Genomic DNA, 23,032 nt, shown 5'->3' with positions numbered 1-23,032 from the left:
AACTAGGTAACATTATGAAAATTAAAGCACTTTCTAAGCTTAAGCCTGAAGAAGGCATCTGGATGACCGAGGTTGAAAAACCTGAAATGGGTCATAATGATCTTCTTATCCGTATTAAGAAAACCGCAATTTGTGGTACAGACGTACATATCTACAACTGGGATGAGTGGTCACAAAACACAATCCCAGTACCTATGGTAGTAGGTCACGAATACGTGGGTGAAGTTGTTGGCATCGGTCAAGAAGTTCGTGGTTTTGAAATTGGCGATCGTGTATCTGGTGAAGGTCACATCACATGTGGTCACTGTCGTAACTGTCGTGGCGGCCGTACTCACCTTTGTCGTAACACAACAGGTGTTGGTGTTAACCGCACTGGTGCATTCTCTGAATACCTTGTGATCCCTGCGTTCAACGCATTTAAGATCCCTGCAGAAATCTCTGACGATCTAGCATCAATCTTTGACCCGTTTGGCAACGCAGTACACACAGCGCTTTCTTTCGACCTAGTAGGTGAAGACGTGCTAATTACTGGTGCTGGCCCAATCGGCATCATGGCTGCAGCTGTTGCTAAGCACGTTGGTGCTCGTCACGTTGTAATCACTGATGTAAACGAATACCGCCTAGATCTTGCTAAGAAGATGGGTGTAACGCGCGCAGTAAACGTGATGGAAGAGAAGCTTGAAGACGTAATGTCTGATCTTGGCATGACTGAAGGCTTCGATGTAGGCCTAGAAATGTCTGGTAACCCATCTGCGTTCAACAGCATGCTGACTAACATGAACCACGGCGGTAAGATCTCTCTACTAGGTATTCCACCATCAGACATGGCAGTAGACTGGAACCAAGTAATCTTCAAAGGCTTGGTTATCAAAGGTATCTACGGTCGTGAGATGTTCGAAACTTGGTACAAGATGGCTTCACTAATCCAGTCTGGCCTAGATCTAACACCAATCATTACTCACCACTACAAAGTGGACGACTTCCAGAAAGGCTTCGACATGATGCGCTCTGGTATGTCTGGTAAAGTAATCCTAGATTGGGAATAAGCGAATAGGGGAAACCCTTAGCTAGTTCTACAATGAAAATGCCCCAAAGAAATTTGGGGCATTTTTTGTTTTCTAGGAATCGATTAATTATTGATGTCGCTGAATGGCTATTTTGTCTCTCGCTAGTCTTTAAAATATGCGTAATACACCGCGTTTAATTTTTAAAGAGGGCTTCAATGGCTTGTAAACCACTTGCACTGATAATAACTGGAATATTATTAACGCCGAATTTTGCTAGCGCTGATGTCGATATTTCGAAAGCCGAAAATGATCAAGCAGCAGAGCAGGCAGCAAAGGAACTTGCAAACCCAAACACAGCTTACGCTAGCCTCAATTTAAAACTCCAGTATTCAGGTGGATACGATGGTGGAGGAGATACTTTCGCAACCGTATTGCAGCCGACACTGCCTTTTCCTATGGATAATGGAGATAAAGTAATCTTCCGTCCGGCTATCTCTTATGTTCAGAATGATTTCCATGTAGATACACCAGCAAGCTCGCAGCGTATGGATCAGTCTGGCGTTACCGACATCTCATTTGATTTAGCTTATGCACCTAAAATGGAGGGCGGTACTATTGTCGCTTTCGGTCTCTTTGCTTCGTTGCCTACGGGCAGCAGTGACTTAACGGCGGATCAATTTGCTATCGGGCCTGAGTTCATGTTCGGGAATGCGAGTAGTGAGCGAGTTGTAGGCATATTCCCAAACCACTTATATGGCGTGTCTGGAGACGGAGCCGATCATTCTGATACTCGAATCAACAGGACGTCGACACAAGTGTTTTGGGTGGAGATCTTAGGAGGTGGTTGGACGGTAGGCTCTGCGCCGACATTCTCGTATGACTGGAATAAGGATCAGGCGGAAATTCCGTTAAATATCAGCGTTAGTAAAACTGCTGTCCTGAACGGACGCCCTTGGAAGTTGGGCATTGAAGCGAATTACTATATCGAGAAAGATGAAAAGACGCATCCAGACTTTATGTTGAGCTTTAATATTAGCCCTGTGGTGGAAAATAAACTGGCGTCTTTACTTGATTAATTTAAGTGTGAAAGAGTAGAAATGAAAAAGGCAGAACGATCATCGTTCTGCCTTTGTGTTATTGGGTTAGTGAGCTTCAATTAACCCGCAGCAGCCTGCATGATGAGGCCACAGATGTAAGCACCGTATGTACCAAGTGCGTAACCCAGTACCGCCATCAAGATACCTACCGGAGCTAATGCAGGGTGGAATGCAGCTGCAACCACAGGAGCTGATGCTGCGCCACCTACGTTAGCTTGGCTACCTACAGCCATGAAGAACAATGGTGCACGAATTAGCTTCGCCATCATAATCATCAGAAGGGCATGGATAGTTAACCATGTGATACCAATGAAGAAGTAACCAGGGTTGTCAAAGATGGCTGTAACATCCATTTGCATACCAATGGTAGCAACTAGGATATAGATGAACGCTGAACCAATTTTCGATGCGCCACTGTGCTCAAGGCTACGTGTCGATTTGAAGCACGAAGCGATCAACGCGAACGTTGTTACCATAACGATTAGCCAGAAGAAGCCAGATGTAAGGCTGTATTTCGCAAGTTCTGGAGCATTCGTTGAGATCCATGGTGCGATTAGGTCACTGAAGAAGTGAGCAAGGCCTGTTAGACCAAAGGCAATTGCAGCGATCTTCATTAGATCGGTAGTAGTGGTTGGTCGAGCGTTCTCTTCTTGGTATTTAGAAACCGTCTCTTTTAGCTCTTCGATAGCTGATGTGTCTGCTTTTAGCCATGCATCAATCTTCTTCTGACGACCTGCCATGACAAGTAATACGGCCATCCAAATGTTTGCACAGATAACATCAACTGTAATCATTGCAGAGAAGAGTTGGTCATCAACCTCGAACACTTCTTTCATGGCGGCTTGGTTTGCACCGCCGCCGATCCAAGAGCCAGCTACTGTTGTAAGGCCACGCCATACATCGCCAGATACAAGGTCAGGGTTGACTTGGTCGATAATCAGAATCGCTAAAGGCCCGCCAATGATAATGCCGACAGTACCAGTTAGGAACATGATGACGGCTTTAGAACCAAGGCCAAATATTTTACGAAGGTCTGCTGAGATGATCAGAAGAACGAGTGCACTCGGTAATAGGTAGCGACTTGCAACGAAGTATAGCTTTGAGTTTGACGCATCGATGATGCCGAAGCTGTTCAGCAATGAGGGAACAAAGTAACAGAGCAATAGACCCGGAACGAACGAGTAGAATTTTTTCAGTGCGCTATTTTGGCTACTTTCCGTGATAAAAACACCGCCAAGAATAACAGCTAACATGCCCATTATTACAGCATCATTAGTAATCATTATTATTATCTCCTTTAAGGTGAGCGCAACCGCCTCACTTTTTGAAGTGCAGGACTATACCGACAACTGGCATACGTTACAAATTGTAACGATAGACATACTTTGAAACGTTTGTGTTAATTTTTACGGTTTGAATTTGTGAATGTGGAGCGTTAACTATTGGTTTTGTGAATGTTTTGATGGCGGCTTGTGAGGCGAGTTTAGATATATGCAATGTAATTCAAGCGTTAGAGAGTGGTCGCTATAAATCGACTCGATGTTCGAATAGTTAGATGGAGTGCATATATAGCCATTTTTATAGTGTGGTTTATGCAAGGGTGGAATGTTTCAATAATGTAAAAAATGAATTCATTTTTGCTATGTGAGTAGAAATTAAAAATTATAGGTAGATCACATAAATGTTGTGGATTACCGATTCCAGCATCGGTTCTTCGTACAGATAGGGCACTTCGTGTGGGTTAGGTGAAGAAAAAGCAGCTTATAAGCCGCTTTTTGAATGGTGTTTGACCTTGTATTTAGAGCCCTGATTAGGATTGTTCTTCCTCAAAGCCGTCGGCATAACCTTTTGGCGGTGGTGTCCAACCTCGTTCTGAACGCGAGTGCTTGTCTGAACGATCTTTTTTCATGTCTTCTTTCATTGCTTCTTCTAGATGAATGAAGATTTGTCGGTAGTTGTTGTCGTAGCGCGGGTTCTCTTCAGCATCAGACCAAGCTTGGTAAAGCTTTTCAGACTTACGACTTTCAACACGTTGATACGTTGATTTTTGCTGTTCGACGAAGAAAGGGTGGTGCCCTAAAGAACGTAAAGCTTCTGCGCCCATTTCGAGTGCCGAGTGGTACGTTTCTGAGACTACAGAATCTGCACCAGCTTCTCGTAGGCGGTAACTGTGACCACGGTCGAATGCTCGCGCCAAGATCTTCACATTAGGGTAGGTGTGTTTAACATACTTCACCAATTCAACGCTTGAGTCTTGGTTATCGATAGCGACGACAAGCATTGCTGCTTCTTCGATTCCTGCGGTATGCAATAAGTCATGACGAGTTGCATCACCAAAGTAAGATTTGATATTGATGGAGCGTAATAAATCGACTTGGTTAGCTTGGTGATCCAGAACCACAGTATTGACATCATTCGACACCAATAAGCGGTTAACGATTTGGCCGAAGCGACCAATGCCCGCAATGATAACGGTGCCTTTCTCTTCAATAGTATCTTCTTCGCGGTCGTTCGATTTTTGTTCGTAACGCGGCAGAATCACTTTATCAAATAGAATGAACAGCCCTGGTGTTAGGAACATTGAAAGTGCTACAACCAGCGACAATGTTTGGACAATGTCAGCAGGTAGTACGTGGTTTTGAGCAGAGAAGCTCAGTAGTACAAAACCAAACTCACCGGCTTGCGCCAAGCTCAATGTAAACAGCCAACGGTCACTGTTTTTGATTTTGAAGATCAACGCCAACGTAAATAGTACTAAGGCTTTAAGAAGCATAACGCCAAGGGTGAGGCCAATGATCAAACCAAAGTCGTTGAATAGAACATCAAAGTTGATGCCAGCACCTACGGTAATGAAGAACAAGCCAAGAAGCAGCCCTTTAAACGGGTCGATATTAGACTCAAGCTCATGGCGGAATTCACTGTTCGCCAATACCACACCGGCAAGGAAGGTACCAAGCGCAGGAGATAAGCCAACAAGGCTCATTAGTGCAGCAATACCAATAACTAACATCAGTGCGGTTGCGGTAAAGATTTCACGCAGGCCTGAGCTCGCCACAAAGCGGAACAGTGGACGACTCAAGAAGTGTCCGCCGACGACTACAATCGCAATCGATGCTGTGATCACAAGACCATAAGCCCAGCCGGGTAGGCCAGCAACAAGACTCAACTCTTCATGGTGATCAGAAGCCGAAGCTACTGCGCTTTGTGCAGCTTCGATTAATTCTGGCAACGCCAATAGAGGGATGAATGCCAACATAGGGATGACGGCGATATCTTGGAACAGTAAGACCGAAAAAGCATTCTTGCCGCCTTCTGTCTTGGAGAGTCCTTTCTCATTAAAGGTTTGGAGAACAATCGCGGTAGATGACAGTGCGAAGATCAAACCTATAGTCAGCGCGATCGTCCAAGGTTGTCCAAAGAACAGGGCAATCCCCATTACAATCGCGGTAGTACCACCAACTTGCAAGCCACCCAATCCCATAAGGCGGTTTCTCATTGCCCAAAGCATCTTTGGCTCAAGTTCAAGTCCGACCAAGAACAGCATCATCACCACACCGAATTCGGCAAAGTGCTGAATGGTCGTGGTCTCTTCACCCACTAAGCCGATGATTGGGCCAATCACCACACCAGCAATCAGGTAACCAAGCACAGAACCGAGGCCAAGCCTCTTGGCGATAGGGACGGCGATGACTGCCGCGAGCAAATAGATAAATGCTTGTAGAAAATATCCTGTCATGATCTAACCTCTGCTCATCATTTCATCGACGTAATGGTTTAGCTTTTCAGCCTTGCTTGCCTTTTTGAGGTCGACTTCGCCGGCAACAAAAGCCTCTAAAAGCGAATTGTAGCTATGTACGTGATCTTGAATTCGGCCTTCTTCTAACGCAGTACGTGAACCAAACAAAGCTAATGGAGCCAAGTAGTTCATGCCGCACAAAGACGCCGTTTGTTCGATTGGGTGAAGCAGTTCACGGATGGTGAAGTGGTTATAACCGTCAGTTTGATAAGCCTCTTTTTTGCCGCCAGCGGTGATACTGCATAACAAGCTTTTACCTTGCAGTTCATTACCGTCGGTGCCGTAAGCAAATCCGTATTCTAGGACGAGGTCTTGCCACTCTTTAAGAATCGCGGGCGTTGAGTACCAATATAGTGGGAACTGAAAAATGATGATGTCATGGTCCAAAAGGCGTTTCTGTTCGCGATCGATATTGATCTTGAAGGTTGGGTATTCAGCATAAAGGTCGACACAGGTGACGCCTTCAATACGTTTGGCTTGCTCAAATAAGGGTTTGTTAGCTTCAGAGCGATGCTGAGAAGGGTGGGCGAATAGCACCAAGACTCGATTTTTCGACATATAGCCCTCTTTGTCCATTAACGAATAATATTTATTGGAATTATAGATATACAATAATAGAAGAATGGTTGAACAACAACGAATTAGCCCATACTTATCTAGTTAGATGCGCGTGTTTTTAGGGACTTAATTATATAAAACACCCGTCAATTTGAGTATTTCCGGCACATGCAGCCGATGACTGAGTAAAACTAATTATTCGCTAATAATAAAAGCGAATAGGTGCACTTTATGTCACCGTTGAAGGCTAACGTAAATAATTCAATCACCCTACATCGAACGACAATGAATAAAGGAAAAGGTATGAGCACGAACTTGCGTCAACAATGTAATTTGCTGCTTTCTGGCCACTTCGATCCAACACCAGCCCAAACCTTCGCGCAAATGGCTGAATGGTGCGAAACACATGATGTGGCGCACGACACCTACGGTGATGGCGAGTTTATCGAGAGCTTTGAGAATAAGGTCGCAGAGCTGCTTGGTTATGAAGCCGCCGTGTTTGTGATTACCGGCACCATGAACCAACCCACAGCATTAGAAATTGCCTGCCAAGAGAAAAGAAACCCAGTAGTAGCGATGCATGAGTCGAGTCATATTATGCGCCATGAACGCCAAGGGTATCAGCTCCAGAACCGTTTCAATGTACTTCCGGTTGGTAATGTATTTCGCACTTGGAATGTCGACGACTTAAAGGCTTGGCCTGATGAGATTGCCGCGGCATTGTATGAACTACCGATGCGAGAGATTGGTGGTCAGCTGCCTGAGTGGGAAGAGCTTGAAGCGATAAAGCAGTACTGCAAAGAACAATCGATTCATCTGCATATGGATGGTGCTCGTTTGTGGGAGTGCGGCGCGTATTATCAAAAGCCATATAGCGAAATCGCGAAGGGGTTCGATACGGCTTATGTTTCGCTGTACAAAGGGTTAAACGGTCTTGGGGGTTCACTCTTATTAGGTGACAAGGCTTTCGTAGCAAAAGCGTCGGCATGGATGAAGCGTCAGGGCGGAAATGTTTATCATCGCACGCCTTACGTGGTTTCGGCAGCAATGCAGTTTGATCAACGGATTGAGTTGATGCCAGCATTGTATGAGCGTACTAAGCAAATCTATCAAATCTTACAAGATTACCCGCAGTTCAAAGTGAACCCGCAGCAACCCCAAGTAAACATGCTTCACCTCTATTTACCGGTGGGTTTTGAGGATGGCATTATCCTGCGCGACAATATAGCTAAGAAGCACAAGATTTGGATAGGAAACCCAGCGATCAGCGAACTGCCAAACCAATGTAAGATTGAATGGTATGTAGGTGATAACTTACTAAACTTGCCAGATCATGAGCTGATCGACATTCTAGACTTTATTAACGAAGAGCTGATTTAATTAACGAAGAGTTGATTTGATCGCAGAAGAGTTGAATTGATTACAGCAGAAGTGAGTTAACTGAAATGAATACAGGAATTGTTTTCTGTATTCATTTTTACGCCGATAAGATGACGGGGATTTGTTACATGTATTGGTTGATGTACACGTCGACTAAAAACATGAATACAGGCACTGTGCTGAGAAGTCCGAAGAAGACGATTGGCACCCAGTTTTTCATTTTCTTTTTAGGTTGCTCAGTGTTGTTCATAAGTTCGGCCTTAAATTAGTTGTTGTAGCTGTTTAGCTTTGTGATACTAAAAATCTACGAACATGGTATCAAATAAAATCGATGATCCCTAAGCGGATTTGGCGTTTCGTGGTGTGTATCAATCACAGAAAATGTAGGCGATTCATAAGCGGTTCATAAAGACTCAATAATAATGAACCTATTAGAACAAGTATTGCCTTATTCGGCATATGAAATAAACAGCATTCAAAGATTTGGAGAAGACAACATGAGAACAATAGGAAACATCATTTGGTTTCTGTTTGGTGGCGTATTTATGGGACTGGCATGGTGGTTCTTCGGACTGCTCGCATTCCTCACCATCGTTGGTATTCCATGGGGTAGAGCGTGTTTTGTAATGGGTAACTTCTCATTCTTCCCATTTGGTCAAGAAGCGATTTCACGTGATGAATTGACCAATGAAACTGACATCGGTACCAGCCCGCTTGGTCTGATTGGTAACATCATTTGGTTCTTATTTGCTGGAATCTGGTTGGCGATTGGTCACATCATGTCAGCAGTAGCGTGTTTCATTACTATCATCGGTATTCCGTTTGCGATTCAGCACCTTAAGCTCGCGGTTATCTCATTGGCGCCAATCGGTAAAACGGTCGTCGACAAGCGTGAAGCAGAAGCGGCACGAGTGAGAAATTATAAAGGTTAAGGCTTCAATTTGAGCTTTATAGAATTGAAAAGCACATCGCATGATGTGCTTTTTTTGTGCTTCTGTTTTTATCTCTCGATGCTCATATCACAAACAATAACTAAACGTGCTTGAGCTAGACATTGTTAAACAGGACTTCAAGCCGAAGGGTGATGTTCGCTTCTTCGGTATGTTTCTCATTGGGCTCTCGTTCCCATTGATAACGAGGAGTGAGTTCGTAGAACAGCCACTCTTTCCATACATTTTGTCGGTAGGTAATCGAAACTTGAGCGTATTCGTAATGATTATAAGGCTCATCTGTTGCATTAATCGTGGCGCTATATTGCAGCGCCTGGTCTTGAGAAAGGTAGTGATACAAGGTTAATCCCGTACCATAGTTCCAACCTTTAAGATCGTCGTTGTACCCCGCAAAGCTTGACCATCGAGCCAAGAAATCATCACTTAAGGAAAGATCAAAATCGATGTCAGTGATTTCGCCAGTCTCTTGTTTTTCTTGATATACACGCTGGGTAAGCCTGAATACCGCATCGGTTGTGAGAGGGTAGGTAAAACGATAGCGAGCTTCGATACGCGGTCGTAATGTCGCCTTAATATTGAAGCTGCTATATCCCTTGGCATAGGCGTCGTAACGCAGACCAAGTGCACTTTCTAATTCCTCAGAATCTTGTGGGAAGAAATCCAAGAACTCTTCATCGCTAACCGATTCATAAATCAATTTGAGGCGTTTGCTAACAAAGGGTAAATGCAAGCGTGCGTTGAGCTTGGTTGAGTAATCTACATCACCACCTTCTGAATAGATGAAATCATTGTACCAACGCACCGAGGTCCCAGCTCTAGCATCTTCCGTAATACGGTCATCAACAAAGAAGCTATCGAACCAGATTGCGGGCTGACAAAACCTGCTGTTTAGGAAGTGATAGGCTTTCTCGACACGTGTGTCTTCCAGCGGCTGGCTGTGACACTCGTCCTTTTCCTCCGCGAGGGCAGAGTGGGTAGCGAGTGATGCCAATAATGAAGTGCTAACTATCCAACGACTCAATGGAACCTATATGTCATTTTATATATCAATAGGTTGACTATAACCAAGCAATTTAAACAATGCGAACTTTTCATCACGAGATGTCGCCGTTAAATCTTGTGAGGCCAAATAGGAAAGGTTGTATTAGTTAGTAGGGTCTGGTTGACCTAAATTAGCAGGGAAGGTTTAGTTTAGGATGAGAAAACGGGCTCTTAAAGAGCCCGTTGTACGTTTCGTTTTTGTATATATTTCTAGATTACATTGCCGCTTCGAAAATCGCAGAAATTTCTTCGTGAGTCGCTTGTTTAGGGTTTGTGAAACCACAAGCGTCTTTCAGTGCGTTGTCAGACAGAGTTGGGATGTCTTCAAGCTTAGCACCAAGCTGTGCGATACCTGTTGGGATGTTCACGTCGTTTGCTAGTTGAACAATCGCGTTGATAGCCGCTTCTGCACCTTGCTCTGGTGTCATGCCTTCAACATTCACGCCCATTGCTTTTGCAACATCACGTAGACGCTCAGGGCAAACTTGCGCGTTGTAGCGTTGAACGTGTGGCAGCAGGATAGCGTTACATACACCGTGTGGAAGGTCGTAGAAACCACCCAGTTGGTGCGCCATTGCATGAACATAGCCAAGAGAAGCATTGTTGAATGCCATACCAGCCATGAACTGTGCGTAAGCCATTTGCTCGCGCGCTTCAATGTCTTCGCCGTACGATACTGCTGTTCTTAGGTGCGCTTGCACTAGTTCAATCGCTTTAATCGCTACTGCATCTGTGATTGGCGTTGCTGCGATAGAAACGTAAGCTTCGATTGCGTGAGTTAGTGCGTCCATACCGGTTGCAGCAGTTAGTGACGCAGGCTTAGCAAGCATCAACTCAGGATCGTTTACTGAGATAAGCGGTGTTGTGTGCTTGTCAACGATTGCCATTTTAATGTGACGTTCCTCATCAGTGATGATGCAGAAGCGTGTCATTTCTGATGCTGTACCAGCCGTAGTGTTGATAGCGATAAGAGGCATCATTGGCTTTTCAGATTGGTCTACGCCTTCGTAGTCTGCAATCTTGCCGCCGTTAGAAGCAACCAGAGCGATGCCTTTTGCACAGTCGTGTGGAGAACCGCCACCTAGAGAAACAACGAAATCACAATCGTTGTCAGTCAGCAATTCTAGACCATCGTTCACGTTAGTGATGGTTGGGTTTGGTTGAGTGCCATCGAATACAACTGCGTCTACGCCGCGCTGGCTAAGAAGGTCTTGTACCTGCTTAACTACACCAATTTGATTCAAGATCTTATCAGTTACGATCAGACCTTTTTTAAAGCCTTGAGACTGAATACTATCAGCAGCATCCTTCAGACAGCCAGTACCCATGAAGTTGATTGTAGGGATGTAAAATGCAGTAGACATTGGAAAACTCCGTTAATTATGATTTTTAATTTCCTACATGTTGTCGGCATTCAAGTGGTCGACCATTGATCTGGAACAACTTTGAATTCGAACTACCACTTTGTGGTTAGTCGTTGTGATAGGGCTCATATAGCAATCGTTTTCATGGTTTTTGGCTGTGTTGATTGTCAGTAATAGATCGCGATAAATCGACTAAATTAGAGACAGTATGGCGCTCTATAACAATGAAAAATAAGGTTTTTCATTGAAAACTCTTCTAGTTAGGCTGGTGTCGACGTTTTATCTGAGTCATCGCTGCATTCAATTTCAGGTTCTTGTGACTCTTCAGAATCAAGCGTGTCTTCTGACTCCTCGTCATAGTATTTGACAAGAAAAGGGGTAAGCATGACAGACGATGGTAAAAAGTGCTTCATAGTACCTCCCGGTACCTAAGTGTATTTATTGTATGGTATTGGTTTAATATGTGGCAAAATTTGCGATACATCATGACTTGTTGCTTGTTTTCTATAAATTCTTAGAACTATATTCAGGCTCACAAAATTGATAGTAGAATGTACATCTGGCCTTTGAGGCTACGAGAAAATAAATACAAGCACTGCTCAACCGCGCGAATAATAGGACATAAAATGAAGTACGATTGGATATTCTTTGATGCAGATGAAACCTTGTTCCACTTTGATGCTTTTCAAGGAATGAAGCTGATGTTCTCCCGGTTTGGCGTGGACTTTAGCGAACAGGATTATTCAGTTTATCAAGAGGTTAATTTGCCGTTATGGGTTGATTACCAAGATGGCCGTATTACGGCAGCACAACTGAAGCACGCGCGTTTTGAAAGCTGGGCAACAAAGTTAGAGACAACAACAGCAGCACTAAACAGTGCATTTTTGACCGCAATGGCAGACATTTGCTCTCTGCTTCCTGGTGCAAAAGAGTTGATGGAGTCGTTAAAAGGTAAAGTGAACATGGGCATCATTACGAATGGTTTCACCGAGCTGCAGTCAATCCGTTTGGAACGAACAGGAATGACAGACTACTTTGACCATGTGATCATTTCTGAGGAAGTCGGTGTCGCTAAACCAGACGCGGAAATTTTTGAACATGCACACAAGCTGATTGGATTGCCATCAAAGCAAAGAGTATTGATGGTCGGGGACAACCCGCACTCTGATATTTTAGGTGGTTTGGATTTTGGTATTGAGACCTGTTGGTTGAACAGCCAAGAGAAAGCGACGCCAGCAGGCATTAACCCTCATTATCAGGTTAAGTCTCTGGCTGACCTGCAAGCACTTTTGTTGGCATAATTGCTAATTGCTAATTGCTAATTGCTATTAGATTTTTGAGTAAATGATTGATAGCCGAGTACAGTTATGTGCTCGGCTACTTATTTTTACCTACTGCAAGTTATCGATAGTGGTGCTTAAGCCTATCTTTGTTTTAAGCTCGCTTTGATTACCCCATTACAATAAAAATAAGGAAGAGGCGTGCTGAAATCTCATCGCCATAGCTGCTACGGCATTGCTGCCATTTTACTTTGGAGCTGCTTAATCGCGCTGTCTCGTAGCGTATCAGAACAACTGGGCCCAATTGGTGGCGCCGCCAGTCTTTATACAGTGAGCTCACTGTTGTTGGTCTGTGTTATGGGGTTACCTAAGCTGTCGCGCTTTTCTAAGTCATACCTGTTGATTGGTGGTGCTCTGTTCGTTTGTTATGAGATCTTCTTAGCTCTGGCTTTAGGGATGGCAAACAACCGACATCAAGCCTTGGAAATGGCCGTTATCAACTACTTATGGCCTGCATTGACGGTGTTGTTCGCGGTATTGCTCAGCGATAAAAAGATTAACTGGTTGGTTTACCCAAGTATTTTCTTAGCCTTCTTTGGTGTGGCTTGGAGTATCAGTGGCGATCAGGGGCTTTCTGTTGATCAAATCGCTGCCAATATTGCCACCAACCCTAAAACCTATTCAATGGCGTTTTTCGGCGCGATTATTTGGGCGGTCTACTGTAATTACACTCAGAAAGTGGCGAAAGGACAGAATGCGATCGTGCTGTTCTTTATCGCGACTGCAATCACCTTGTGGATCAAATACGCAGTGAGTAACGAAACCGGCATGGTGATGACAACCAGTGCTGCAATTGACTTAGTGTTAGCCGGTGTGTGTATGGGCGCAGGTTACGCACTTTGGAATACCGCGATACTTGGCGGCAATATGGTCTTCCTAGCGACCATGTCCTATTTCACGCCTATTTTTGCGACCTTACTGTCTTCTATGATTTTGGGGTTGTCACTGAGCATGACGTTTTGGCAAGGCGTTTGTATGGTGACGATTGGCTCTTTAGCTTGCTGGTGGGTAACCAGAGACAAAAAGCCGACGGTTACGGCGTCGGCTTCTAAAAAGGTTCAATCAGAGTCTTAGTTAACCAGAGGTTGATGGGTTAACTCTTGTTTTTTTTAACTCTCGATTCTTAACTCGCGATATTGAGATTCAATTGAAGCTCATAAGGCATCTTCGATAAGCGTCGCTTAAGTTGGCGGCGCGTACGTTCAATATCATCAACCGCAATTGCATCTTGGTCATTGGTATGAATATCAACGTTGATTCTTAGCTCAGGACCAACCTTAGTCACGCCCATTAGCTCTAAATCTTGATCCGCTTCTTTGTCTACCGCGACAACGTTTTTATCTACCGCATCACAAATGTCTTTGGTTGCCGACATCATCAGTAGTTCACGCATCGCTTCTCGTAACATGTCGAATGGCACTTTGATGAAGTAGAAAGACATCAGCAACATCATCATTGGGTCGGCATATACTGCGTATGATGCAAGAGGTGAGAATGTCATTGCCCACGCTACGACGAAACCAGCCGTTACCGCGACACTCAATAGTGTATCCATCTGCCACTGTTTAGATTCCGCTTGAATAAGACCTGAAGAGATACGTTTGCTCTTGTTCGCGATGTACCACCAAGCATAACCACAGCCCAACACGTTGAAAATACCAAACAGAGTTGCAATAGAAGCATCGACCTCACGACCGCCTGTCATCAAGGCACCAATCGCAGAGTAAAGCGAATAACCAACCACAAGTAGAATCACCACGGCTTTAATCGCAATCACAATCGGTTCGATGATAGCTCGACCGAACGGAAACTCTCTATCTGAAGGGCGGTTAATGTATTTTGAAGCAGCTAGTGACAATAAAGTTAACAGTAAGCTGATAAGAGAATAGACACCGTCAAATACTATGACCAGAGAGCCAACGATAAGACCCAACACCAATCCGCCAATAGCGAAGCCTGATGCTAAAAGGGCTGAGAACAATAGTACTCGATTTTCGTTTTGGCTTTTCCTGTCACACATAATATTTTCCAGATGTTTTTGATAACTTCATTGTTCTAATAATGAGCTAACTTTACAAACCTTATCTGATGACGTTTATATGTACTATTTAATTAGTTCATTTAAATCATTGTAATTCAGTGGTTTAGGTTGATTTTTAGGTGTCAATAAAGTTGACGATGACTGTTTTCTAAGGGATGTGTGCAACTGAGAATAGATGGTTTATGATTAATGAAATATATCAGTCATCAGTGTCGCACAGCTTTGTGAGCTCAATGTTTACATAAACTTAAGCATATCGATAAAGGGAACGCTAGCATTCGAATACGTCGCGTAAATCGTTCAGTTGTAACTGTATGACATCTGGGTCAAGGAGTGGATAAATATGAAGTTTGATAACCTCAATGACAGCGAGTTATGGGAGATTGCTACGCCTATCATGGATAACTTGATGGAAGGTTCAACCAAGGTTGACCATGCTCAACACTGCCGAGATTTTACGCAGCGAATGAAGGATATCGTTACGTCAGAATATTTAGAAAAGGTGTGTCACCATTATCAGCACAGTAATGGTTTTTTTGCTGAACGGGAGCAAGTTGCGCTATTTAGACGCTCAGATTCCATCGCCTTTGTATGGAAACAAGCGTACACCATTGCAAAAGGCGAGTTTGTAGCCGAAATGGTGTTGGTTGAAGAAGACGGGCGTTACTTGGTTGATCACGTGATGGTTTTCTAGAGCAAGACTTAGGTATGGAGTAAAAGTCGTCCGTCTAGAAATCAAACAAGTAATCACTAAGCTGGTCGGCCAACCAATTCATTCCAGGGTGTTCTGCCATGCCCGCTGCAGTGAACATACAGTAGTCTTCTTGCGTTAAGCCGTAGGTGTGTTTGATCACGGCTAGCTCTTGTTCACGCAATAAATGGCGAATCAATGGCTCTGGCATTACACCCCACGCCTCTTCACGTAAAATTGTATCCAACATAAAGTCGAAGCTAGAGAAGCCGATGTAACGGCGAGAGAAGGGCTCAAGCTCAGGGTTGTCCTTTTCATTTAAATAAACCATGGTAGCTTGCATAGAATTTCTTAACACCTCATCAGAGACACGTCGCATCGCGCTCAGATCATGCCCTTTTTTGCACACAGACATCATTCGAATCTTACCAAGAGGGTTGTAGATAATTCTAGGGTCATCGACACGTTCATAATCTACACCAAATGCAAAATCGACTTGCTGAGTTTCGACCAGGTTGGCTAAGTCACCACTAGATGCGAGAACAAAATTGAATGAGGTAGAAGGGTACTTGTTATTTAAGGTGTGAGATAAGTCCTGCCACATTTCGTCAGGTAGGGAGTCGTCTCGTGCAATCCAAATTTCCGCGTTAAACTCCCCCGAAACATGCAAGCAGGTTTGCTTAATACGAGCAGCAGTCACCAATAGGCCTTCGCAATCCTTGTAAATCGCTTTGCCTGCTTCAGAAAGTTCAACGTGGTTTCCGCTACGTACAAACAACTCGACATCTAACTCTTTTTCCAAGGCTTTAATCGACATGCTGAGTTTGGTTCGGTTGCATTCTAACTGGCGCGCGGCTTCAGAAACTGATCCTAAATCAGCAACGGAACAAAAGGCTTGGACTTGAGAAAGGTTCATTTCATTTCCATATTAAGCGGGGGTTGGTGCATATTATCTGAATATTGTGCTGACTATCTTAGAAATAGTCCATCTTTGCATGATAACTCTATGACGAATTGACTAATTTGGTTTACTCTGTGGGGGTTCCGAACCTACAAGAAGTAAAGATGGAGGCCATGATGGCGAAACAATGGGACGAGTACGCCGTTGATTGGGATAAAGATCCCGCGACCGCAGTATTCGCACAGTCCGTATTTGACCAGTTAACACAGCTCGTTGATTTAAACGGAACCCGTGTCCTTGATTTTGGTTGTGGTACAGGACTACTCAGCCAGAAGATATCTCCTTTAGCAAAAGAGATCATTGCACTTGATATCTCCGAAGGGATGATTGAAGAGTTAGATAAGAAAGAGCTACCTAACGTTGAACCGGTTGTTGATATTTTATCGCGCGGACTTGCAGCGCAGCATCCAGCATTCAGAAATCAGTTTGATCTAGTGGTAGCCTCTTCGGTGTGTGGTTTTATCCCTAATCTACAAGACACAGTCAGTCTTATTTACACGCTGCTTGAGAATGACGGCACGTTTGTACACTGGGATTGGTACTTAGAAAACGATAGTGAAGACTATGGCGTAAGCCGACAGCGCTCAGAGAATGTATTGAGTGCAGCGGGCTTTGCAGTGGTTGAAGTCTCTACACCGTTCTCGATTGACACTCCACAAGGAGCGTTAAAGGTGTTGATGGGTGTTGGACGCAAGCAAGCGCTTCCTCACCTGTAATCGTTCGTAGCTTGAGTTAGCATTTAGAATACTCATTTAAAAGACTAAACCCACATTAACGACTTTAAGGTCAGTTATGTGGGTTTTGTCTTTTAGGCGGTATACTTTCCACTAATGCTAAATCTTTATTAACTCTTCTTGTCCTTTATTGTTTATCTTTCGTGTACATCCCATATATTTCCATTTTGGAAATATACCATTGCATACATTTCACTAGTGGAAATCTAATGGCCAGATATAGAATAAGCCCATAACAATATCAAGGGTTTAATCATGAGCCACCAATCTGCTTCTCCACAACTTTCAGAGCAACAACAACGCTTTAGCAATATCATTTCAGATGCCAACCTGTCACCAAAACAGAAGTCGAGCTATCTTGCCCTAGAAGCTGAAGCTAGCCTGCCGTATATGTCGGTAAGCAATGAAGTAGAGCAAGCCTTACAACAAGGTGTGCTGTGTGACATGTTCGAAGGCCATGCACCATTTAAGCCGCGCTATGTGCTTCCCGATTATTCTAAATACTTACATCAAGGCTCAAAGTATTTAGAGCTTAGCGCGGCAACTAATTTCGATGAAGCATTGAACATGCTCACCATCCTCTACCACCACGTGCCATCCGTAACATCAATTCCGGTTTATTTAGGTCAGTTGGATGATGTGTTGATGCCTTTCGTTGGCGAGTTAACGGAAGGTCAGCTTTATCAAAAGCTTAAGCTGTTCTGGATCATGCTGGACCGCACACTACCAGATGCGTTTATGCATGTGAATATCGGGCCAACAGACAATGTTATCTGCCGTACTATTTTACGTGTCGATGCTGAACTTAAGCAGATTGCCCCTAACTTGACCTTTATGTATGACCCAGCCGTGACGCCTGATGATCTGCTTCGTCATGCGGCGAGCAACATCTGTGAATGCAGTAAGCCACACATTGCCAACTACCCAGCGCATGCTGCGGCTTATGGTGATAAACGATTTGGTATTGTGAGTTGCTACAACTCACTGCCTTTAGCTGGTGGTTCTAACACTTTAGTACGTATGAACCTTAAGCAGGTAGCATTGAAGTCTGAAGACAGTGCTGATTTTTTGCAGCAAGTGCTACCAAACTACAGCGCTATCATGGTTGAGCTTATGAATGCGCGTAGCCGATTCTTACATGAAGAATCTAACTTTTTTGAGGGTTTCTTAACCCAAGAAGGCTTGATTGAAGAAGACCGTTTTGCGCCAATGTTCGGCATCTACGGTATGGCTGAAGCCGTGAACATCTTGATGGAGAAAGAAGGCCAAGCCGGACGCTATGGTCACGATGAACAGGCTAATCAGCTTGGCCATCGTATCTCTGAAAAGCTGGCTGAGATCGTTGAAAGCTCTGAAGTGAAGTATGGGTTAGAAGGTAAAGCTCTGCTGCATGCTCAAGGCGGTATTAGCTTAGATGAAGATGTGACGCCGGGTGTTCGTATTCCTTATGGTACCGAACCGGATCCAGTCTCTTACGTTCGTGCTACCGCTGGTCACCATAAGTTCTACACCTCGGGCATCAGTGACATTCTGACCATCGACGAAACAGTGAAATCTAACCCTGAAGCGATGTTCAACTTGTGTAAAGGTGCGATTCAAGCGGGTTACCGTGAGTTCACGGCTAACGTGGCATCAAACGATTTGGTTCGTGTGACGGGTTACATGATTAAGCTGTCTGACCTTGCAAAATACGACGAGCAAGGCTCACGCACCAATACCACCTTCTTAGGTGCTGAAGCTGCGAAGAACACGGGCATACTAGAGCGTAAACCACGCGTGGTGAGCTTAGAGATGTCGCCGACATACGAATAGCTTTAACGTGCGTGCGTTATGTGTATGGTGCGTTTCGAATGCGAACAATGTGAATTATGAAAATTTCTGATCTAACAACTCAAATGGCTAGGGTTAAAAATAATAAGACAGAAAAACAAGCGAAGGTCAGCCGTGTGCTGACCTTTTCTTGTGTTGATGGCCCGGGAAACCGCTTAGTGCTGTTTCTTCAGGGCTGTAACTTTGACTGTATTACTTGCCACAACCCCCACACAATCAATCACTGTAACCATTGTGGTGACTGCGTTAGCGGCTGTCCTAGTGGCGCTTTGAGCAGTGTTGAAGGCAAAGTAAAATGGGATCCAGTTGCTTGCACCAATTGCGACCAATGCATCGATATCTGCGATCATAAATCGAGCCCGAAAATTACCACAATGACAGTCTCAGAGGTGCTTGAACTCGTTAGACATAATCAGTTTTTCTTAAGTGGCATTACTGTTTCTGGCGGTGAAGCGACCATGCAGTTGCCGTTTATCATCGAACTGTTTCAAGCGATTAAACGTGATCCGCAGTTAGCGTATCTCACGTGTTTTATTGATAGTAATGGCTCGCTGTCACTTCAAGGGTGGGGCAAGGTATTGCCTTATCTTGATGGCGCGATGATAGACCTAAAATCATGGCAATCGGAAACACATCAATGGTTAGTAGGCAGAGGTAATCATAGGGTGTTTGAGACCATCAAATACTTAGCTGATAAAGGGAGGTTACACGAGGTTAGGTTGCTGCATATACCGAACAAAAGCGACCTTGAGGACGAAATTGAACAGGTGGGGCGTTATTTAAAGGTGCTGCCAAGTGATGTTCGAATTCGACTCAATGCGTTTCAACATCACGGCGTGATTGGCGAAGCGCTAGATTGGCCGAAGTGTACAGAGCAACAAATGCAGAGCTTTTACGATAAGCTCTACGCCATAGTTCAAAGACCGATGCAAACCCCTGAGGTTTATACCTAATATCTTTAGATAATCAATTATGAAAAGACTTAGGTTTCTACTAAGAGCATTCAGTTTCCAAAAACAGGTCACACAACCATTTGATCGCCTGATCATTCATGTTCGGCTTGTTCCACACTAAGCTATAAGCCACTTTACCGTAATCAAAGGGAAGTGGCTTGCTCACTAAACCGTGCGCTTGTTTTGCATGTTCGGCCCACTGTTTAGAGCTGGTGAATAGGAAATGGGTGTGATGACACAACACTGCCGCTGCGCCGAAATCCGCTACTGATATTGCCATCTCTCTTGGCTTATGGCATTGAACCAAGTTTTGCTCAAAATAAGGCTGAGACAGTTCGTTATCTAAAATTCCAATGTGCTTGTAATCTAAGTAGCCTTCAATCGTCAGCTCTTGCTGAGCAAGAGGGTGGTGTGCACCCATTAAACAAACCATCTCATCTGGAAGAATCGTCTCCCAAACCAGCTCTTTATTATCGGTCGGCGGTTGAGATATATCATGGGGTAATAAGATCAAGTTGACCTTGCCGCTGAGCAAAGCATCGAAGCCGAGCTGTTGCTTTGAATAGATGTTGAGTTTGGCTTTTGGCGCGAGTTTAGTGGTGATTTTGCTTATCTTAGACGCGAACACCTCGAAGGTACTTTCACGCATCGAAAGTGAAAAGCTGCCTTGATACTCATCAGGAGCAAAACTCTTCTGATGAAGCAATCCATTCATACTAGAAAGAATTGCGTGAACCGTTGGAGCGACTTGCAGTGCAAAGGGCGTTGGGATGAGCTTAGTACCATCTCGATAGAACAGCTCATCGTTAAGGATCTCACGAAGTTGAGACAGAGTCTTACTCACACTTGAAGGACTGACACAGAGCTGCTCAGAGGTTTGAGTCACGCTATGAGTGTTCAGCATAATATGCAGCGCAGTGAGGTGCTTAAGGCTCACCCTCGATAAGTGTAAGTAATCCATTTATGACTCACGTATTGAGATTGGCTTGTGATTTTGCATGAACGACAAAACCGAACAAGCCAAATTGTATAAAGGTTATTTACGAGCTAGCTTATGGTGCGCTCGTGAAAAGTGGCCTGCGCAAAATGCGCCTACGATTGATAGCTCACCCGCCAAACACAGTGCAGCACAAACTTCAGCGAGAGCTTGTGATTTACCGTTGCCATGCAGGCCAAGTAAATCTAAACAGGCTTTTTGACTTGGTAAGCCGGTACCACCGCCGACAGTCCCTACCATTAAGTTAGGCAGTGTCACGCTAGCGTATAAACCGCCTTCTTTGTTGAGTTCCATACGCGTCATACCAATCGCTGACTCAGCGACACAGGCCGCGTCTTGGCCGCAAGCGATATAAAGTGCCGCCAGCGCATTCGCATAATGAGCATTGATACCGATAGTACCACTCAAAGCGCCACCGACTGTGGTCATTTGACCAAATTGGACCATCTTCTCTGGCGTCGTATGTAGGTATTTCGCGACAAGCTCTGCAGGAATATTCACTTCTGCCGTTACCTTTTTACCACGAACGCTGCGTAAGGTTTGGGTATTGGCTTTCTTATCGCCTGACAAGTTGCCATCAAGGAACGCATGGTCGGGCTTCACTGGAGTATTTTCTATGATGTACTCAAATACAGCATTGGTAGCAATGGTCACCATGTTCTGACCAGAAGCGTCTCCGGTTAGAAATTCAAACACCAAGTAAACGTGGTTACCTTCGATGTTGATGTTGATGTCGGTAAGTTTGCCGTGCGAAGTTGTCGATTCTGCCAAGATCTTGAACTGGTCATACTGGGTAACTGCCCAAGCCACAAACTGTCCGGCTTCAACTAAGCCTTGGAATGCAAACCCAGGAGTGCGTGTTACCCCTTCATTGAGCAACATTGCACTTGCACCACCACATGCGGTGATCAGTTTTGAGCCGCGGTTATAAGACGCCACAAGCGCTGCTTCTGTCGTTGCGAGTGGTACGAGGTAATCACCCGTAGCAAATAAGCCATTGACTCTTAAAGGACCAGATACACCTACAGGGACTTTAACCGTGCCAATAAAGTGCTCTATGTTTTTCTCATAAGCTTGAATCTGGCTTTGAGTATGAGGGTCGAGCAGCTCTTGCTGCGAATCTGCATTATCGAGAGCAGTCCAACGACGTGTAAGGTTCTTTTCAGTCAGATAAGGGCTCGGAGTCAGTTTATTCACTGGCTTCTCAAAATGAGGCTGGAGCTTCTTTTCTAATTCGTCTGCGGAGATGTCGCCTCCTAAAATAGAAACATAGTCACGGCGATGCAGATTTAGTTTTGGCATAAATAGTATGAAGTAAAGTTTGTGCAGCAAATTGGTTTGCGCTGATTCTACCGAGTAATAAACCAGAAACAAGCGCCTGATATAATGAGTTACAGTTTGTGTGGTTGTTGAAGCAAAAAGCAGCGAAGTTTCACGAAATATAGGCTGTATTTGAGTGAAATTTAGATATGAATGTCGAGAAGGCTACCGATAGCTTCGTTTTGACGATCAACCACACTCGCACCAATGCGGTTATAACTTGCGCTTTGTGTCAGTTTTATTAGGGCATCAGTTGAGGATGAAGTAGGCTCAGGTTCTTTGTCTTTAAACGAAATGGATTGCTCTGGCTCTATTTGATTAAAGCTGAAATCGCTAGTTTGGAAAGCGTCGTCGGATTCTAAGGAGTGTTTAGAGGCTTGATTAAGCTCGATTGCGGCTTCTTCAGCCATGTTGGTTGACTGCTGAATAATGGCGTAACCAGATTGAATACCAGATATCGACATAACAGAACCTTTTATTGACGTATGAAATGAGTCTAGGTGGACGATATTTTGAGCGCAATGGTGAACAGATGAAATTTACGGTGAAAATGTGAACTTAAGCTAAAATAGTGACGTCTGTCTATTAACTGAACAGGTCATTTAGTGCGTTTAACTCTTCATCAGTTAGCACAGAAGGTTGGTCTGTTTCAAGATTACCGTCGATCTCGCCTTGAAGCGCTTTCAATTGCTGTGGACTAAGAAGCTGTATTTGTTGCTTAAATGCTTCAAATTGCTGTGTATTCATATTGTGACCTTAGTTCAAATTTATATGCTCTATAGAGCATAGCCTACTGATACAGGAAATCAAACAAGATTAAGTGAATATTAAATGATGTTTGAAGTTCCCTAAAACTAGGACAACTATAAATTTCTGTGGTCGTTTTTTGTCCGAGAAATGTTAGGCAAAGTTATGGCTTGGTCAATCAAAGTCAGAAAATTCCTACAATGTAAAATCTCTTTAACCCTTATG

The 23,032-nt window shown here is 44.2% G+C and carries 23 protein-coding genes; 10 read left to right on the top strand and 13 right to left on the bottom strand.

From position 1 onward, the window contains the following. Nucleotides 1–14 precede the first annotated feature (14 nt). Both tdh and L4C44_RS04685 read left to right on the top strand, forming a co-directional pair. The gene (tdh, locus tag L4C44_RS04690; protein ID WP_123301518.1) at nucleotides 15–1,046 is read left to right on the top strand and encodes an L-threonine 3-dehydrogenase; all 1,032 of its coding nucleotides are present in this window, start codon (nucleotides 15–17) and stop codon (nucleotides 1,044–1,046) included. A 176-nt stretch (nucleotides 1,047–1,222) separates the two neighbouring features. Next, nucleotides 1,223–2,083: a hypothetical protein gene (locus L4C44_RS04685; RefSeq protein WP_428804491.1), complete on the top strand. Its 861-nt coding sequence runs from the start codon at nucleotides 1,223–1,225 to the stop codon at nucleotides 2,081–2,083. Between the two features lie 80 nt (nucleotides 2,084–2,163). On the opposite strand, the gene L4C44_RS04680 is transcribed toward L4C44_RS04685, so the two are convergent. The 3 genes from L4C44_RS04680 to L4C44_RS04670 form a co-directional block, all read right to left on the bottom strand. Next, nucleotides 2,164–3,387, bottom strand: coding sequence for a DUF819 family protein (locus L4C44_RS04680; protein WP_428804490.1), 1,224 nt, complete (start codon nucleotides 3,385–3,387; stop codon nucleotides 2,164–2,166). 527 nt (nucleotides 3,388–3,914) lie between these two features. Continuing rightward, on the bottom strand, nucleotides 3,915–5,840 hold the full coding sequence (locus tag L4C44_RS04675) for a monovalent cation:proton antiporter-2 (CPA2) family protein (protein WP_428804489.1): 1,926 nt from the start codon (nucleotides 5,838–5,840) through the stop codon (nucleotides 3,915–3,917). A 3-nt stretch (nucleotides 5,841–5,843) separates the two neighbouring features. Then, nucleotides 5,844–6,458, bottom strand: coding sequence for an NAD(P)H-dependent oxidoreductase (locus L4C44_RS04670; RefSeq protein WP_428804488.1), 615 nt, complete (start codon nucleotides 6,456–6,458; stop codon nucleotides 5,844–5,846). A 303-nt stretch (nucleotides 6,459–6,761) separates the two neighbouring features. Here L4C44_RS04670 and L4C44_RS04665 point away from each other — a divergent pair, with 303 nt between their 5' ends. Continuing rightward, the gene (locus tag L4C44_RS04665) at nucleotides 6,762–7,838 is read left to right on the top strand and encodes a threonine aldolase family protein (RefSeq protein WP_428804487.1); all 1,077 of its coding nucleotides are present in this window, start codon (nucleotides 6,762–6,764) and stop codon (nucleotides 7,836–7,838) included. A gap of 124 nt (nucleotides 7,839–7,962) precedes the next feature. Here L4C44_RS04665 and L4C44_RS04660 read toward each other — a convergent pair whose 3' ends face one another. Next, the gene (locus tag L4C44_RS04660; protein ID WP_017060906.1) at nucleotides 7,963–8,088 is read right to left on the bottom strand and encodes a hypothetical protein; all 126 of its coding nucleotides are present in this window, start codon (nucleotides 8,086–8,088) and stop codon (nucleotides 7,963–7,965) included. Nucleotides 8,089–8,335: 247 nt separating this feature from the next. Here L4C44_RS04660 and L4C44_RS04655 point away from each other — a divergent pair, with 247 nt between their 5' ends. After that, nucleotides 8,336–8,770: a YccF domain-containing protein gene (locus L4C44_RS04655; RefSeq protein ID WP_017111843.1), complete on the top strand. Its 435-nt coding sequence runs from the start codon at nucleotides 8,336–8,338 to the stop codon at nucleotides 8,768–8,770. Nucleotides 8,771–8,885: 115 nt separating this feature from the next. Here L4C44_RS04655 and L4C44_RS04650 read toward each other — a convergent pair whose 3' ends face one another. The 3 genes from L4C44_RS04650 to L4C44_RS04640 all read right to left on the bottom strand — a co-directional run bounded on the left by L4C44_RS04650 (nucleotide 8,886) and on the right by L4C44_RS04640 (nucleotide 11,606). Beyond that, nucleotides 8,886–9,809: a hypothetical protein gene (locus tag L4C44_RS04650; protein ID WP_285954642.1), complete on the bottom strand. Its 924-nt coding sequence runs from the start codon at nucleotides 9,807–9,809 to the stop codon at nucleotides 8,886–8,888. A 235-nt stretch (nucleotides 9,810–10,044) separates the two neighbouring features. Continuing rightward, the gene (gene yiaY, locus L4C44_RS04645; protein WP_428804486.1) at nucleotides 10,045–11,193 is read right to left on the bottom strand and encodes an L-threonine dehydrogenase; all 1,149 of its coding nucleotides are present in this window, start codon (nucleotides 11,191–11,193) and stop codon (nucleotides 10,045–10,047) included. A gap of 260 nt (nucleotides 11,194–11,453) precedes the next feature. Further along, nucleotides 11,454–11,606, bottom strand: a complete 153-nt coding sequence (locus L4C44_RS04640; protein ID WP_017060903.1) for a hypothetical protein — start codon at nucleotides 11,604–11,606, stop codon at nucleotides 11,454–11,456. A 213-nt stretch (nucleotides 11,607–11,819) separates the two neighbouring features. Here L4C44_RS04640 and yjjG point away from each other — a divergent pair, with 213 nt between their 5' ends. Together yjjG and yddG are read left to right on the top strand one after the other, a co-directional pair. Further along, nucleotides 11,820–12,494 (top strand): pyrimidine 5'-nucleotidase, encoded by a 675-nt coding sequence (gene yjjG / locus L4C44_RS04635; RefSeq protein ID WP_428804485.1) that lies wholly within the window; start codon nucleotides 11,820–11,822, stop codon nucleotides 12,492–12,494. A gap of 180 nt (nucleotides 12,495–12,674) precedes the next feature. Then, a complete protein-coding gene (gene yddG / locus L4C44_RS04630; protein ID WP_146490112.1) occupies nucleotides 12,675–13,607 on the top strand; it encodes an aromatic amino acid DMT transporter YddG in 933 nt (310 codons plus the stop codon). 49 nt (nucleotides 13,608–13,656) lie between these two features. Here the strand turns inward: yddG and L4C44_RS04625 are convergent, their stop codons facing one another. Next, nucleotides 13,657–14,553 carry a cation diffusion facilitator family transporter gene (locus L4C44_RS04625; RefSeq protein ID WP_017629660.1) on the bottom strand — a complete coding sequence of 299 codons (897 nt, stop codon included), beginning with the start codon at nucleotides 14,551–14,553 and terminating at the stop codon, nucleotides 13,657–13,659. Nucleotides 14,554–14,917: 364 nt separating this feature from the next. Between L4C44_RS04625 and L4C44_RS04620 the strand changes: the two genes are divergently transcribed. Further along, a complete protein-coding gene (locus tag L4C44_RS04620; RefSeq protein WP_428804484.1) occupies nucleotides 14,918–15,268 on the top strand; it encodes a hypothetical protein in 351 nt (116 codons plus the stop codon). Between the two features lie 34 nt (nucleotides 15,269–15,302). Here the strand turns inward: L4C44_RS04620 and L4C44_RS04615 are convergent, their stop codons facing one another. Next, nucleotides 15,303–16,181: a LysR family transcriptional regulator gene (locus L4C44_RS04615; protein ID WP_146490114.1), complete on the bottom strand. Its 879-nt coding sequence runs from the start codon at nucleotides 16,179–16,181 to the stop codon at nucleotides 15,303–15,305. Between the two features lie 161 nt (nucleotides 16,182–16,342). Here L4C44_RS04615 and L4C44_RS04610 point away from each other — a divergent pair, with 161 nt between their 5' ends. The 3 genes from L4C44_RS04610 to L4C44_RS04600 all read left to right on the top strand — a co-directional run bounded on the left by L4C44_RS04610 (nucleotide 16,343) and on the right by L4C44_RS04600 (nucleotide 19,743). Then, nucleotides 16,343–16,942: a class I SAM-dependent DNA methyltransferase gene (locus tag L4C44_RS04610; protein WP_060981529.1), complete on the top strand. Its 600-nt coding sequence runs from the start codon at nucleotides 16,343–16,345 to the stop codon at nucleotides 16,940–16,942. Between the two features lie 273 nt (nucleotides 16,943–17,215). After that, the gene (locus L4C44_RS04605; protein WP_428804483.1) at nucleotides 17,216–18,772 is read left to right on the top strand and encodes a YjjI family glycine radical enzyme; all 1,557 of its coding nucleotides are present in this window, start codon (nucleotides 17,216–17,218) and stop codon (nucleotides 18,770–18,772) included. 56 nt (nucleotides 18,773–18,828) lie between these two features. Continuing rightward, nucleotides 18,829–19,743 (top strand): YjjW family glycine radical enzyme activase, encoded by a 915-nt coding sequence (locus L4C44_RS04600; RefSeq protein ID WP_285954635.1) that lies wholly within the window; start codon nucleotides 18,829–18,831, stop codon nucleotides 19,741–19,743. A gap of 40 nt (nucleotides 19,744–19,783) precedes the next feature. Here L4C44_RS04600 and L4C44_RS04595 read toward each other — a convergent pair whose 3' ends face one another. From L4C44_RS04595 to L4C44_RS04580, 4 genes are all read right to left on the bottom strand, one after another. Then, nucleotides 19,784–20,704, bottom strand: a complete 921-nt coding sequence (locus L4C44_RS04595; RefSeq protein ID WP_428804482.1) for a LysR family transcriptional regulator — start codon at nucleotides 20,702–20,704, stop codon at nucleotides 19,784–19,786. Nucleotides 20,705–20,779: 75 nt separating this feature from the next. Further along, on the bottom strand, nucleotides 20,780–22,042 hold the full coding sequence (locus L4C44_RS04590) for a hydroxymethylglutaryl-CoA reductase (RefSeq protein WP_048617136.1): 1,263 nt from the start codon (nucleotides 22,040–22,042) through the stop codon (nucleotides 20,780–20,782). Between the two features lie 161 nt (nucleotides 22,043–22,203). Next, the gene (locus L4C44_RS04585; RefSeq protein WP_060981525.1) at nucleotides 22,204–22,524 is read right to left on the bottom strand and encodes a hypothetical protein; all 321 of its coding nucleotides are present in this window, start codon (nucleotides 22,522–22,524) and stop codon (nucleotides 22,204–22,206) included. A 121-nt stretch (nucleotides 22,525–22,645) separates the two neighbouring features. Further along, complete coding sequence (locus tag L4C44_RS04580) at nucleotides 22,646–22,807, bottom strand: hypothetical protein (RefSeq protein ID WP_179946897.1); 162 nt, start codon at nucleotides 22,805–22,807, stop codon at nucleotides 22,646–22,648. Between the last annotated feature and the right edge of the window lie 225 nt (nucleotides 22,808–23,032).

This window comes from Vibrio satsumensis (genome assembly GCF_050337435.1).
In the GTDB taxonomy this organism is placed as follows: domain Bacteria; phylum Pseudomonadota; class Gammaproteobacteria; order Enterobacterales; family Vibrionaceae; genus Vibrio; species Vibrio satsumensis.
Note: the sequence above shows the minus strand (reverse complement) of the source record. Positions and strands in the feature narration are given on the sequence as shown.